Source organism: Streptomyces sp. NPDC002324 (assembly GCF_053593335.1).
In genome coordinates this window covers 148075-162105 of sequence record NZ_JBSFCF010000014.1, presented here as the reverse complement: position 1 = coordinate 162105, position 14031 = coordinate 148075, and the positions used below count along the sequence as shown (strand labels likewise).

Here is a 14031-nt window from a genome sequence, read left to right as displayed (position 1 = left end):
ACCTCCGTCCCTCCTCGTGCCCCGCGAATACGGGAACACGCTGTCGATTTCCAGGTTTCTCCACTACGCATCCGGGAACCGAAAGTCAGATCCCATGGCTTGACCCGCGCCGACAGGGGCCCCGCACTGGATCAGGCCGTACGAGCGTCAGGTCTCCCGCCCGGAACAGGCGAACACCGAACTGTCGGCGCGGCTGGAGGAGAGGGACGCGGAGCCGGAGGCTGCCCGGGCGGCCAACGGCGAGCCGCCCCGGCACGGACCAGAAGGAAGCCGCGCACCGCCAGGTGCCGGCCGGCCCGGTCGTCCAGCTTCCAGTCGACGTAGCCCTTGGCCGCGGAGCCGCGCTCCGGTGGAGCGCCTCCCGCTTCGACCGCCGCCCCGAGGAGGCCGACGCGACCGCGGCCGATCTTGCGCAGTCGAGCGACGGCAAATACTTGGCTAGCCACATGTTCTCTGTTACGTTGATTATGTGTCCAGCCACCTAAATGGGTGGCGGCATGAGAGGAGCCCTCATGAAAGCCATCCTGTTCGACCGTTTCGGCGATACCGCAGTGCTGCACGAGGCGGACATCGAGGTCCCGCAGCCCGGCCCCGGACAGGTCCGCGTCCGCGTCGAGGCAGCCGGGCTGAACGCGCTGGACGGCAAGATCCGCTCCGGGGCGATGGAGGCCGTGTTCCCCACGCCGCTGCCCTCCGTCCCCGGTCACGAGCTGGCCGGCGTGGTGGACGCCCTGGGTGAGGGCGTGCGGAATGTGCAGGTGGGTGACGAGGTGCTGGGCTGGTCGGACACCGGCTCGTACGCCCGATACGCGCTGGCCACCGTCGTGGCCCCCAAGCCCGCCGGCCTCGACTGGCAGCACGCGGTCGCGCTGCCGGTGGCGGGCGAGACCGCCGAGCGGGTCCTGGACCTGCTCGGCGTCACCGCCGGGGAAACCGTACTGATGCACGGCGCGGCCGGAGCGGTCGGCACCCTCGCGGTCCAGCTCGCCACGGCCCGCGGAGCGCGCGTCATCGCCACCGCCGGCCCCGCCAACCAGGACTACCTCACCTCGCTCGGCGCCACCGCGACCCTCTACGGCGAGGGCCTGGTCGACCGGGTCCGGGCGCTCGCCCCCGACGGCGTGGACGCGGTGTTCGACCTGGCCGGCAAGGGAGCCCTCGAGGACTCCATCACCCTGCGCGGCGGCACCGAGCGCATCGTCACCATCGCCGACTTCCGCGCGCACCAGCTCGGCATCACCTTCTCCAGCGGTGGCCAGGAACGCTCGGCCGCCCGCCTTGCCGCGCTGGCGCAGGACGCCGCGACCGGCAAGCTCGTCACCACCGTCACCGCCTACCCGCTCGACCAGGCCGCCACGGCCCAGCAGATCAGCGACGCCGGGCATGTCCGGGGCAAGCTCGTCCTCACCCTCGGCTGATCACGCCCGCCATGCCCCCTTGTTCCGATCATCACCTGGCCATCACCGCACCGAAGGACCACTCATGCTGAACGCCCTCTGGGCGCCGACCACCGTCGGCGACATCTCCCTCCCGCACCGCCTGGTCATGGCCCCCATGACCCGTGACCGCTCCACCCCCGAAGGCATACCGACCGAGCTGAACGCCGAGTACTACGCCCAGCGGGCCTCGCACGCGCTCATCATCACCGAGGGCACCCAGCCCAACGCCGACGGCCAGGGCTACCTCCTCACCCCCGGCATCCACAATGACGATCAGATCGCCGGGTGGCGCAAGGTCACCGACGCCGTGCACGCGGCCGACGGCCGGATCGTCATCCAGCTGATGCACACCGGACGCATCTCCCACCCTGACAACACCCCTCACGGCCGTCAGCCGGTCGCCCCATCGGCGATCCAGCCGCAGGGCGCGATGTTCACCGCGTCCGGGCCCCAGGAGATGCCGACGCCCCGTGCGCTGTCGACGCAGGAGGTCGTGGCCACCGTCGACGACTTCCGCCGCGCCGCGGCGGCCGCCGTCGCGGCAGGCGCCGACGGCGTGGAGATCCACGGCGCCAACGGCTACCTCCTGCACCAGTTCCTCGCCGACAACACCAACCAGCGCACCGACCGCTACGGCGGCTCCCTCGACAACCGCATCCGCTTCGCCGTCGAGGTCGCCGCTGCCGTGGCCGACGAGATCGGCGCCGACCGCACCGGCCTGCGCATCTCCCCCGGCAACCCCTACAACGACATCGCCGAGTCCGACACCGCCGAGCTGTATCCGGCGCTCCTGCGCGCCCTCAGCCCGCTCGGCCTCGCCTACCTCCACATCCTCCACGCGGGCGACGAGGAGCTGCTGGGCACCCTGCGCGCGCTGTGGCCGACCACGCTGATCCTCAACCGGGCGGGCACCGACCTGCCGACCCGCGCCAGGGACGTCGACAACGGCACGGCCGACCTCGTCTCCGTCGGCGCCCTCGCGCTCGCCAACCCGGACCTGGTCGAGCGGCTACGCTCTGACGCGCCGCTGAACACCCCCGACCCGGCGACCTTCTACGGCGGCGGAGTGGCCGGCTACACCGACTACCCCACCCACACCGTCTGAGGAACCGATGCCCACCCCCACACACCGCACCCCCTCCACGGCCGGCGAGGGGCCGATGAGCTACGCGATCTTCCAGCTCGCCCGCGCCCACCGGGCCCGCGCCGCCGCCATGCTCCGCGAAATGGACCTGCATCCCGGACAGGAACTGCTGCTCATGCAACTTCTCGACCGGGACGGCCAGACCCAGTCCGAACTGCTCGAAAGCGTCGGCCTGGACCACTCCACCGTCTCCAAGTCCCTGCGCCGCATGCAGGACGCCGGCCTGCTCGTGCGCGAGCCGGCCGAGCACGACCGGCGCGTGATGGTCGTCCACCTCACCGACAAGGGCCGTGCCATGCGCGAGCCCATCGCTGCCATGTGGCGGGCCCTGGAGGAGACCTCCGCGCGGAACCTGTCCGCGCAGCAGGCGGAGTCCTTCGTCCGCACCGCCTACGCCATCGCCGACGCGATCAGCAGCCGGGACGTTGCGGCGGGAGGGTCCGAGTAACTCCCTTCGGGTGCACCCCGGTTCCGGCCCGGAGTACGAATCGTTTCCCGCGTTCCCGCGAAGTGGACAGTGCTGCAGCACACTCGGCTCACTGAGCCCGTGCTGAACGGACCTCAGCGTGAGGGGCAGGCGCGAGCTGTACATGCCCCTGGTGCGGCGGCAGATGCTGGATCCATGAGCGGCCCGGGCCGGGGTGGAGTGCGGAGGTTCACACCCCGGCCGGGTCTCATCGGATGTGCTTCGCCGGCTTGGTGGCGGCGTTGAGCAGGTACTCCAGGGGGCCGCGGCGGAAGAAGCGGGACCAGATCGCGGCGAACAGGATGGCTCCGAGGACGTAAAGGATCAGGGGCAGCCAGGACTGCTGGGTGCCGGTTCCGGCGGGCGTGGAGAACGCGGTCTGTGCGAGGAAGTGGCCGACGTAGGCGGTCAGGGACATGGTGCCCACGGCGATGACCGGTTTCGCCAGACGGCGCAGTCGCGGCATGCGGTCCATCAGCACCGTCGCGCCCACGACCACGAGGATGGCGACACCGACGCTGCCGATGATGTCGAACGTGGTGCCGCTGTGCGGCCCGGCCGTCAGCAGCGCCGACGCCGGCAGGTCGGGGAACGAGCCGCCACCAGACGGCATCGAGGCGCTGTCGAGTGGCATCGAACCGGAGCCGCTGGACGACGGCCCGTCTTCCGCCGTGCTCCGCAACGCACCTGAGCCGGCGAGCAGCAGGGACATGCCGTAGGCGGCCGTGATGAGGGCGGCGCCGAACGCGGCCAGGCGCTTCTGGACGGTGGTGGAGGACAGGTCGAGGCGGCCCAGCGCCATGCCCGCGATCACGAACGACATCCACGTGAGCGCCGGGTAGAAGCCGGTGAGCAGCAGATCGAGGACGCCCACCTCGCTGAGGCGGCGGAGCGGGTCGTAGGCGTTGATGCTCTCCTGGACCGACGAAGTCAGCAGCGAGGTGAGGACGAACGCCAGCTGCGGCGTGACGAGGGCGAACGCGGCCGCGATGATCGCGAGGGTCCTGGCGCTCAGTCGCACCAGGGGCAGGGCGAGGAGGAAGTAGACCCCGTAGAAGCCGAGGATGATCACTCCCCCGTACTCCATCGTCAGCACGGTGCCCAGCACCAGCAGGATCACGGCGCGGATCGCGATGCGGGCCCTCGCCTGCCGGCCCGCCAGGCCCGTCTTCGGCTCGCGGCGGCCGGCGATCAGCATCAGCGAGAACCCGGCGAGAGTGGCGAACAGGACCGACGAGTGGCCATCCGCCATGTAGCGGATCCAGCTCGCCACGCCGCTCGTGGCGGACAGTGGGGGGCCGATGTGCACGACGTACATGCCGAACACCGCCAGCGCGCGGGCCAGGTCCACCCCGACGAGGCGTCCCATCGAGGGACCTGGCGAGGCCGGGGACTCGGGGGAGGTCCGGGGCGGCGGAGGCGAGTTCTCCTGCGGAGCTGACGTCTCCCGCGGAGCTGACGTCTCCTGCGGCGGCTGTGTCTGTGTCATACGGAGAATCTCGCGTGGGCGTCCGGGGGCGGACCATCCGGCAGTCTTCGGGCTCTCCCCCGCCGATCGGCGGGTACCGCCCTGCCGACAGGCGGAGTCTCGTCCTGACCGGTCGGTCCGGTGCGACCGGACGGGCGGTGTTGTTCGGCCACTTGGCGGGGGTGGACCCGACGGTTGCCGGATGGGCCCGTGTCGGCCGGGCTCGAAGACTGGAGGCATGACAGACCGCGCCGGCACAAGGAGCGCGAGGACTGTCCCGGCAACTTCGGCCCGCATACCGGGTGGTGACGCCGCGACACCGCAGAAGAAAGGAACTTCGTGAACACCGCATCCGCTCCGACGACGGATGAGCCGTCCCCGACGGATGAGCCGTCCCTGTCCGCCCGGGAGACGATCAAGGCACTGGGCGCGTATGTGCGGCCGCACCGGTGGGCGGTCGCCCTCGGTCTGTTGTGCTCCCTGGTCGGGGCCGCCGGAGGACTGCTGCAGCCGCTGGCCACGAAGGCGCTGGTGGACCGGCTGGCCTCCGGTGAGACCATCGCCGGGATCCTGATCGCGCTCACCGTGCTGGTGGTGCTGGGTACGGCCGTCGAGGCGTTCGGCGCGTACGTGCTGGAGCGGACGGCGGAGTCGGTGGTCCTGGCCGCGCGGCGCACCCTTGTGGGGCGGCTGTTGCGGTTGCGGATCGCGGAGTGGGAGCGGATCCCGCCGGGCGATCTGATGTCGAGGGTCACCTCGGACACCACTCTGCTGCGGGCGGTCAGCACCCAGGCGGTCGTCTCCGCGGCCACCGGCGCGGTGGCCTTCGTCGCGGCGGTCGTGGTGATGGCGTTCCTGGACGTCGTGCTGCTGGGTGTGACGCTCGGTGTGATCGTGTCGGTCGGTGGGGCCGCCGCGCTGGTGATGCCGCAGATCGCGCGGGCCACCGAGCGGTCGCAGGAGGCGGTCGGGGAGATCTCCGTCGGATTGGAGCGGTCTCTCGGGGCGTTTCGCACGGTGAAGGCGTCCGGTGCCGAGGAGCGGGAGACCGCTCGGGTGGTGGCGGCGGCGCGGCGGGCGTGGCGGCACGGCGTGAAGAGCGCGAAGTGGGAGGCCGTGGCAGGCTCGACGGACGAACTCGCCGTACAGCTGGCCTTTCTCGCGGTGCTCGCGGTCGGCGGGGCGCGGGTGGCGTCCGGGGAGATCCCCGTGTCCACCCTCATCGCCTTCCTGCTGTACCTCTTCTATCTGATCGAGCCGGTGTCCAAGCTGGTCGACGCCGTGACCTCCTATCAGGAGGGGGCAGCCGCGATCTCCCGCATCGCGGCCGTGGAACGCCTCTCGACGGAACCGCCCGCTCGGCGGACGGACGCCCTGCCCCGGCAGGGGACAGCCGCGCCGGGTCCGGCGTCGGTCCGTTTCGAGGACGTGTCCTTCCGCTACCGTCCGGGCCTGCCGTACGTCCATCAGCGGGTGCGTTTCGAGGTACCGGGTGCCGGGATGACGGCCTTCGTGGGCCCCTCGGGTGCGGGCAAGTCGACGATCTTCGCGCTCATCGAGCGGTTCCACGAGGCCACCGGTGGCCGGGTGCTGGTCGACGGCAAGGACGTACGGCACTGGCCGCTGCCCCAACTGCGGTCCGCCATCGGATACGTCGAGCAGGACGCCCCGGTGCTGGCCGGCACGCTCCGCGAGAACCTCGTCTTCGCCGCGCCCGATGCGACGGACGACGCCCTCCGCGACGTCCTGGCCCGCACGAAGCTCGACACCCTCGTCGAGCGTCTGCCCCACGGCCTGGACACCCCGGTCGGCCACCGCGGCTCGAAGCTGTCGGGCGGTGAGCGGCAGCGCATCGCCATCGCCCGCGCCGTACTGCGCAAGCCCCGCCTGCTGCTGTTGGACGAGGCGACCTCGCAACTCGACGCCGTCAACGAGCTCGCGCTGCGGGACGTCATCGCGGACGTGGCTCGGGAGACCACTGTGCTGGTGGTGGCCCACCGCCTGTCGACGGTGACAGGCGCCGACCGGATCGTCGTCATGGACGCCGGCCGGGTCCGGGCGGTGGGCACCCATGAGCAACTGGTGGGCCAGGACCGGCTGTACGCGCGGCTGGCGGCCACCCAGCTCCTGACACCCGCGCGATGACCCACCCCACGCGGGGCTGTCCGGTCGCCCACTGCCCCGGTCCCGGCCGGACAACCCCACGCACCGGCACCCACGGAAACCAAGACCGCGAAAGGCCCCCTATGCGCACCGAGTCCGCCATCCGTCGCGGACGTGGGCTATGGGACTGGCTGGCCCAGCCGACCGCGCTGTTCGGCGGCGTGTACGGGCTCCTGGTGTCGAGTTCGGCCGTCGCCGCGCTCACGCAGTTCGGCGAGGTGACTCGGGCGGCGCGCATGGACGACGCCGTGTGGGTCCTGTTCACCGCCCTTGCCTCGGCCCTGGCTCATGGATACGCCCACCAGATCGCCCACCGTGACGCGCAGGGCCATCCCGGCGTACGGGGTGTGGTGCGCGCAGTCCTCGCCGAATGGCCGCTGGTGGTGGCGGCGCTGCCCACCACACTGCTGCTGTGCGGGGCGGGCCTCGGCTGGTGGCACTCCACAGGCATCGAGTACGTCGCCTTCGGAATCAACACCGTCCTGCTCCTGGGCTGGGGCCTGCTCGCCTCCCGGGCCGCAGGCCGTACGTGGGGCCGAGCCGTCAGGATCGGCGGTACTGACGCGCTCTTGGGAGTGGCCGTCGCCTTGGTCAGCACCCTGTTGAAGTGAGGCGGCGATCAGGGCTGTCAGCCTTGCGCCGAGGCTTCGCCCCGCTACGTGGGCCGGACCCTCAGCGGCTGGTGGCAGCCGGTGACGAACGTGCGACCCTGCCGTTTCACCCCGGTGATGTCGACGCCCGGCAGTTGCGGCGGCAGGAAGGGGTCGATGGTGAGGGCGTCGGCCCCCCGGCGCACGTACCGGAGGCGCGTGCAGGGGGTGGCGCTCAGGCGGAGTCGGGGAGGGGGCGCCGGGCGACCTCGTGGGCGTCGTCCGGTGGCACGCCCAGCATGCGCAGGACCATCTCGGCCAGGTTCAGCGCGGCCTCGTCGCCGTCCAGGTCGGGGCGGGCGAACCTCAGCTCCACCAGGGACAGTAGGGTGCCGCCCAGTGCGGACAGAGCGACCGCCGGGTCGACGGCGGTGAAGCGGCCCGAGGCCATGCCGACCTCGAGGTCGCGAAGTGCCCGCCGGGCCAGGCCGTTGTGCGAGTGGATGTGGCCAAGGCCGCGACGGCGCAGGACCTGCATCAGCTCCGGGTGGGAGTCGGCCATGCGGGCGCTGAGACGGAAGCCGGCCGCGACGAGCTCCGCCGGGTCGTCGATCCCGGCCAGGCGCTCGTCGAAGCTCTGGCCGTACTCCTCCAGGGCGTCCACCACCGCCGCCTCGAACAGCTCCGTCTTCGACTCGAAGTGGTTGTAGAAGGAGCCGAAGCCAACGTCCGCGCGCTCCGCGATCGCCTGGATGCTCGCGCTTGTGTCCCCTGTCTCGGCGAGTATCTGCCTCGCGGCGCGAATGAGCGCGCGACGGGTCTCGGTGCGGCGCCGCTCGAACCGGTTGCTGGGCGGGGCTGACGTAGACATGCGCAGAGTCTAACCGCGAGGGCGATGACCCCAGCAGGTCTGATGAATTCATCATTTCCTGCCGCGAACGTCTTGACGACGAGACCATCAAACTTGATGATTTCATCATCACGACAATGTCGCTCGGAGGGCACCATGCCTGAAACCCGCGTCCACGGGCCCGATGTCAAGACGGCCCACCAGGACCTGCACAGCGAACAGGGCGCCCTGCGCGGGGAGCATCCCGGCCGCTCCCGTAATCCCGTGATCAAGGTGGCGGACCTGGCCTGGCTGGAGTTCGAGAAGCCGGACCTGGATCGGGCCGAGGCCTTCGCCCGGGACTTCGGCTTCCAGGTCGCCGCGCGCACGGAGAGCGAGTTGTGGCTGCGGGGCACCTTCGCCGGCACGCCGTGCATGGTGATCCGGCGCGGGCGGACGTCCCGTTTCATCGGACCGGCGTTCCACGCGGCGGAGCGGGCCGATCTGGACCGGCTGGCGCGCGCCACCGGCTCCGACGTGCGGGACGCGGACGTGCCGGGCGGCGGCAAGGAGGTCGGCCTGCTCGATCCCTCGGGCTTCCCGGTGCGGGTGGTGCACTGCGGCGAGCAGCTCCCGGCGCTGCCCGAGCAACGCCCGCTGCTGCTCAACTTCGGCACCGATCACCGCCGTACGAACACCACGCAGCGCCCGCCGCGCGAGCCGTCCCGCATCCAGCGACTGGGACATGTCGTCCTGGAGACCCGCGTGTTCAACCGGGCCCTGGACTGGTACCTGGACACGCTGGGGATGATCGTGTCCGACTTCCAGTTCCTGGACGGGCAGCGCGAGCGCGGCCCGGTCATGGCTTTCATCCGCTGCGACCTCGGCAGTGTGCCGGCCGACCATCACACGCTGGCCATGCACCTGGGCCCGGGCACCGGCTATGTCCACTCGGCCTACCAGGTCACCGACCTGGACTCGATCGCCGCCGGCGGCGAGTACCTCAAGGAGCGTGGCTACCAGCGCAGTTGGGGGATCGGCCGGCACGTCCAGGGCAGCCAGCTCTTCGACTACTGGCGCGATCCCGACCGCTTCATGCTGGAGCACTTCGCCGACGGCGACCTGTTCTCCTGCGACGTCGAGCCCGGCTGGGCGCCCCTGTCGACCACCGGCCTCGCCCAGTGGGGACCGCCGGCCACCCGCGACTTCCTCGGCGCCAGCCCCTCCCCCCAGCGCGTCCGCGATGTCATCCAGGCCCTGCGCGGCAACAACGAGATGGACCCGGCGCGCCTGCTGGGCCTGCTCAAGGCCGCCAAGTCCTGACCTCCCCGATTCCCTCACGAAGGTACTGACATGAGCACCAACGTCCTGCGCACCGCCGACGGCTGGTGGGTGGTCCTCCCCCAAGCTCTCGACTCCGCTCGAGCAGGGGGGACTTCCATCGACCGGGCCGTCCCCGTCGACACCAAGGCCGTCACCACCGCCGAGCTGATCGCCGACCGTGACGCCGTACGGGTTGCGGCGCTGTCGGCCGACGCGGGCACGCCCGTCGCCGACCTGGTCGCCCTCTCGCCGGTCACCACCCCCTGCCGGGTCGTTGCCCAGATGGTCAACTACCGTAGCCACGCCCGCGATTCAGGCTTCACCGACGACATCCCGCCCACCTTCTTCCGCAAGGCGTCCGGCTCGGTCAGCGGACCCGGCGACGCCGTCGTGCGGCCCTCCCACGTGAAGTTCCTCGACTACGAGATCGAACTCGGGCTCGTCATGGGCGCAGCCCTGCCCGTCGGCACCGTGGTCGAGGAGCGGGACCTGCCGTCGTACGTCGCCGGGCTGGTGATCACCAACGACATCAGCGCCCGCGATGTCCAGCTGACCAAGACGCAGTTCTACGAGAGCAAGTCGTACCCGACCTTCACGCCGACCGGCCCGTACCTGGCGCTGCTGGAGCCGGAGGACTTCGCCCATCTCCTCGATCTGCGCCTGAAGTTGTCCGTCAACGGCGACCTGCGCCAGGACCGAACCCTCGCCGACATGATCGTCCGCCCGGCGCAGGCCCTGACCCTGCTGGCCCGCTTCCAGACTCTCGACCCCGGCGACCTGCTGCTGACCGGCACGCCCGGCGGTACGGCGCTGAAGGCCCCGCCGAAGCCGGTGGAGAAGATCGGCGCGCTGCTGCCGCCCGCGGTGAAGTGGAAGGCCTTCTTCAAGTCCCAGGCGAAGAACCCGCACTATCTGCACGCGGGTGACGTGATGACAGCGACGATCGCGACCCCGGACGGCCGGATCGACCTCGGCGAGCAGCGAACCTCCGTCACGGACACCCATGAGACCCCGAAGTGAGCCGCACATGACCGTCCAACCCAACGGGGCCGACGTACCCGTCGTGATCATCGGCGCCGGACCGGTGGGCGTGACCGCCGCCCTCCTCCTCGCCCGGCACGGAGTCCGCACCGTCGTTCTGGAACGCCACCAGGACGTCTACCCGCTCCCGCGCGCCGTCGCCACCGACGACGAGGTCCGCAGGATCCTCCAGGCCGCGGGTGTGGAGGAGGAGTTCACCGCGATCGCCCGCCCGGCGAACGGGCTGCGGCTGCTGGACGCCCGGCACCGGGTGATGGCCGAGTTCCGCCGCACCGAGCACGGCCATCACGGGTACCCGCAGACCAGCATGTTCGACCAGCCCGAGCTGGAGCAGTTGCTGCGCGACACCCTCGCCCGGCGCCCGGAGTGCGAACTGCGCGGCGGTGTGGAGGTCACCGGCGTCGGCCCGGACACCGCCGGCCCCGTGTGTGTGACCTATCGCGACGACGACGGCGAACACGAGCTGTGGGCCGAGGCGGTCCTCGGCTGTGACGGTGCCAACGGCCTCACCCGTGACGCCATCGGCGCCGTCTGGGAGGACCTGCGCTTCGAGGAACGCTGGACTGTCATCGACGTCCGCACGAAGGCCGACGTCCGCTGCTGGGAGGGCGTCGACCAGGTCTGTGACCCGCGTCGCCCGGCGACCTTCATGCGCGTCGGTGAGGACCGCTACCGCTGGGAGTTCCGGCTCGGGGACGCCAAGGAGCCGGTCGGCGAGCTGGTCGCGCCATGGCTGCCGCCCTCCTGCGACGGGGACTTCGAGATCATCCGCGAGGCGCAGTACACCTTCCGTGCGCGCGTCGCCGACCGATGGCGCAGCGGACGGGTCTTCCTCCTCGGTGACGCCGCCCACCTCACCCCGCCGTTCATCGGGCAGGGACTGTGTTCGGGGCTGCGGGACGCCTACAACCTCACGTGGAAGCTCGCCCGCGTCGTCCAGCACGGCGGCGACGAACGGCTCCTGGACACCTACGAGAGCGAGCGCAAGCCGCACGCCCGGCATGTGATCAAGCTCGCGGTCGCCATGGGCCGGGCCATGACCGGCGACCAGGACGGCGCCGCCGTGATCCGCCGAAGACTCCTGGCCGCGGCCTGCCGCATACCCGGCCTGACCGCGATGGCCGGCCGCGACCTCAGCCCGCCCCTGACCGCCGGGCCCCTCGTCCGACGCCGCATGCGCAGGAGCCTGGTGGGCACCCACTGCCCGCAACCGTGGATCACCGCCGAGGGACGGCGCATGCGCCTCGACGAGGTGCTGGGCGACTCCTTCACCGTTCTGACCGCCGCAGAACCCTGGCCCTCGCTCAACGCCCTCGCCCACGCGATCGGCGGCCGGGCGATCCCGGTGACCGGCCTCGGCGACGACGGCACGCTCACCGCCTGGCTGCGCGCCGGCCGGGCCGACGCCGTCCTGTTGCGCCCCGACCGCGTCGTCATGGACGTCGTCCCGGCCGGGGCCTACGCCTTCACCGACACCGCCACCTGGGCCTCCCTTCTGCACACCACGCACAGCCCCCTGGCACCCCAACGGACCGTCCAGAACAGCCTGCAGAGGAGCGCCACCCGATGACCGTGCCCGAGCCTTTCACGGCGCCCGACCCGCAGGCCGTCGCGAACAGCCACATCACGGACTTCGCCCGCCACGTCGGCATGGCCGGCTCCGACTATGCCGCCCTGCACCGCTGGTCGGTCACCGACCTGGAGGGCTTCTGGGGCGCGGTGTGGGAGTACTTCGACATCGACGCGGACACTCCGTACGAGCAGGTGCTGGCGCAGGAGCGGATGCCCGGCGCCCGCTGGTTCCCCGGCGCCACCCTCAACTACGTCCACCACGCCCTGCGCAACCTCGCCGACGACGCCGTGGCGATCATCGCCCTCGACGAGACCGGCTCCTGCTACGAGGTGGCCGGAGGCCGGCTGCGTGCCCAGGTCGCCTCCGTCGCCGCCACCCTGCGCGACCTGGGCGTCGGCAAGGGCGACCGCGTGGTGGGATACCTGCCCAACACCCCGTGCGCGATCGTCGCGTTCCTCGCTGCCGCTACCCTGGGCGCCGTGTGGTCGGTCTGCGGGCAGGACTACGCCCCCAAGGCCGCCGCCGACCGCTTCGCCCAGCTCGAACCCACCGTCCTGATCGGCGCCGACGGCTACCTCTTCAACGGCACCACCCACGACCGCCGCGACGCCACCCTCGAACTCGCCGGCGCGCTGCCGACGTTGAAGGCCACGCTCCTGGTGGACCACGTGGGCCTCCCGTGGCCGTCGCAGGCGTACCCGTCGCTGGTCGTCCCGTGGGAGAGCGCCGCCACCCGCACCGAGGAACTCACCTGCACCCCGGTGCCGTTCGACCACCCCCTGTGGGTCGTCTTCTCCTCCGGTACCACCGGCCTGCCCAAGGGCATCGTCCACGGCCACGGCGGTGTCCTGCTGGAGCATCTGAAGACCCTCGGCCTGCACTCCGACCTGGGACCAGGCGACCGCCTGCTGTGGTACACCACCACCCACTGGATGATGTGGAACCTGGTCGCCTCCACGCTGCTGACCGGCGCCACCACGTGCACGTACGACGGCAGCCCGGCGCCCTTCGCCAAGCTCGACGTCCTGTGGGAACTGGCCGCGCGCCACCGGGTGACCGTCTTCGGCACCAGCCCCCAGTACCTGCTGGGCATGGCCAAGTTCGGCATCGACCCCTCGGCGCACGACCTGTCCTCGATCCGTGTGGTCGGCTGCACCGGCTCCGCACTGCCGGCCTCCGCATACCCCTGGGTCCGCGACCACGTCGGCGACCACGTCCTGCTCACGTCCATCAGCGGCGGCACGGACGTCGTCTCCGGCTTCGCCGGCAGCGCACCCAACACTCCCGTCTGGGCAGGAGAGTTGTCGGCACCCCACCTGGGCGTGGCGCTGGCCGCGTACGACGCTGAGGGCTTCCCGGTCGTGGACCAGGTCGGCGAACTGGTCGTGACCCGCCCGATGCCGTCCATGCCGCTGTACTTCTGGAACGATCCGGACGGCACCCGCTACCGCGACGCCTACTTCTCCCCCTACCCGGGCGTGTGGCGGCACGGCGACTGGATCACAGTAACGGGCCACGGCTCGGTGATCGTCCACGGCCGCTCCGACAGCACCTTGAACCGCAACGGCGTACGCCTGGGCAGCGCCGACATCCACGACGTCGTCGAACGCCTCCCCGAGATCACCGAGGCCCTCGTCATCGGCGCGGAGGAACCCGACGGCGGCTACTGGATGCCGCTGTTCGTCGTCCTCGCCGCCGGGGAGACCCTGGACGACCCGCTGCGCGAGAAGATCAAGGAGACCATCCGGACCGGGGCCTCACCCCGCCACGTTCCCGACGAGATCATCGAAGTGCCGGGCATCCCGCACACCCGCACCGGCAAGAAACTCGAAGTCCCCGTCAAACGCCTCCTCCAGGGCGCCCCGGTCGAGCAGGTCGTCAACCCCGCAGCCGTGGACGCGCCCGGCCTCGTCGATCACTTCGCCCGCCTGGGCGCCGAACGCCGGGACCGGTCGACGTGAGAACCGCACAGATCACCCTCGCAGTCGTCCTGAC

The 14031-nt window shown here is 71.2% G+C and carries 12 protein-coding genes; 9 read left to right on the top strand and 3 right to left on the bottom strand.

Features of this window, described 5'->3' with window-relative positions:
* The first annotated feature begins 512 nt into the window (after positions 1-512).
* From ACWCRJ_RS20390 to ACWCRJ_RS20380, 3 genes are all read left to right on the top strand, one after another.
* The gene (locus ACWCRJ_RS20390) at positions 513-1418 is read left to right on the top strand and encodes an NADP-dependent oxidoreductase (protein ID WP_450940565.1); all 906 of its coding nucleotides are present in this window, start codon (positions 513-515) and stop codon (positions 1416-1418) included.
* A 64-nt stretch (positions 1419-1482) separates the two neighbouring features.
* Positions 1483-2544, top strand: coding sequence for an alkene reductase (locus ACWCRJ_RS20385; RefSeq protein WP_450940564.1), 1062 nt, complete (start codon positions 1483-1485; stop codon positions 2542-2544).
* Between the two features lie 7 nt (positions 2545-2551).
* A complete protein-coding gene (locus tag ACWCRJ_RS20380; protein ID WP_450940563.1) occupies positions 2552-3031 on the top strand; it encodes a MarR family winged helix-turn-helix transcriptional regulator in 480 nt (159 codons plus the stop codon).
* A 226-nt stretch (positions 3032-3257) separates the two neighbouring features.
* Here ACWCRJ_RS20380 and ACWCRJ_RS20375 read toward each other — a convergent pair whose 3' ends face one another.
* Complete coding sequence (locus ACWCRJ_RS20375; RefSeq protein WP_450940562.1) at positions 3258-4418, bottom strand: DUF418 domain-containing protein; 1161 nt, start codon at positions 4416-4418, stop codon at positions 3258-3260.
* A 438-nt stretch (positions 4419-4856) separates the two neighbouring features.
* Between ACWCRJ_RS20375 and ACWCRJ_RS20370 the strand changes: the two genes are divergently transcribed.
* Together ACWCRJ_RS20370 and ACWCRJ_RS20365 are read left to right on the top strand one after the other, a co-directional pair.
* Entirely contained in the window at positions 4857-6662 is a 1806-nt protein-coding gene (locus tag ACWCRJ_RS20370; protein WP_450940561.1) for an ABC transporter ATP-binding protein, read from the top strand.
* A 101-nt stretch (positions 6663-6763) separates the two neighbouring features.
* Positions 6764-7291 (top strand): hypothetical protein, encoded by a 528-nt coding sequence (locus tag ACWCRJ_RS20365; protein ID WP_450940560.1) that lies wholly within the window; start codon positions 6764-6766, stop codon positions 7289-7291.
* 44 nt (positions 7292-7335) lie between these two features.
* Here ACWCRJ_RS20365 and ACWCRJ_RS20360 read toward each other — a convergent pair whose 3' ends face one another.
* Both ACWCRJ_RS20360 and ACWCRJ_RS20355 read right to left on the bottom strand, forming a co-directional pair.
* On the bottom strand, positions 7336-7476 hold the full coding sequence (locus ACWCRJ_RS20360) for a hypothetical protein (protein WP_450940559.1): 141 nt from the start codon (positions 7474-7476) through the stop codon (positions 7336-7338).
* Positions 7477-7505: 29 nt separating this feature from the next.
* On the bottom strand, positions 7506-8141 hold the full coding sequence (locus tag ACWCRJ_RS20355; protein WP_450940558.1) for a TetR/AcrR family transcriptional regulator: 636 nt from the start codon (positions 8139-8141) through the stop codon (positions 7506-7508).
* 135 nt (positions 8142-8276) lie between these two features.
* On the opposite strand from ACWCRJ_RS20355, the gene ACWCRJ_RS20350 reads away from it, so the two are divergent.
* The 4 genes from ACWCRJ_RS20350 to ACWCRJ_RS20335 are packed head-to-tail and all read left to right on the top strand — an operon-like array spanning position 8277 to position 13997.
* A complete protein-coding gene (locus ACWCRJ_RS20350) occupies positions 8277-9422 on the top strand; it encodes a VOC family protein (protein ID WP_450940557.1) in 1146 nt (381 codons plus the stop codon).
* Positions 9423-9452: 30 nt separating this feature from the next.
* Positions 9453-10442: a fumarylacetoacetate hydrolase family protein gene (locus ACWCRJ_RS20345; RefSeq protein ID WP_450940556.1), complete on the top strand. Its 990-nt coding sequence runs from the start codon at positions 9453-9455 to the stop codon at positions 10440-10442.
* Between the two features lie 7 nt (positions 10443-10449).
* Positions 10450-12033, top strand: coding sequence for a bifunctional 3-(3-hydroxy-phenyl)propionate/3-hydroxycinnamic acid hydroxylase MhpA (gene mhpA, locus ACWCRJ_RS20340; protein ID WP_450940555.1), 1584 nt, complete (start codon positions 10450-10452; stop codon positions 12031-12033).
* Entirely contained in the window at positions 12030-13997 is a 1968-nt protein-coding gene (locus ACWCRJ_RS20335) for an acetoacetate--CoA ligase (protein ID WP_450940554.1), read from the top strand. The genes mhpA and ACWCRJ_RS20335 overlap by 4 nt, the downstream gene beginning before the upstream one ends.
* Positions 13998-14031 lie beyond the last annotated feature (34 nt).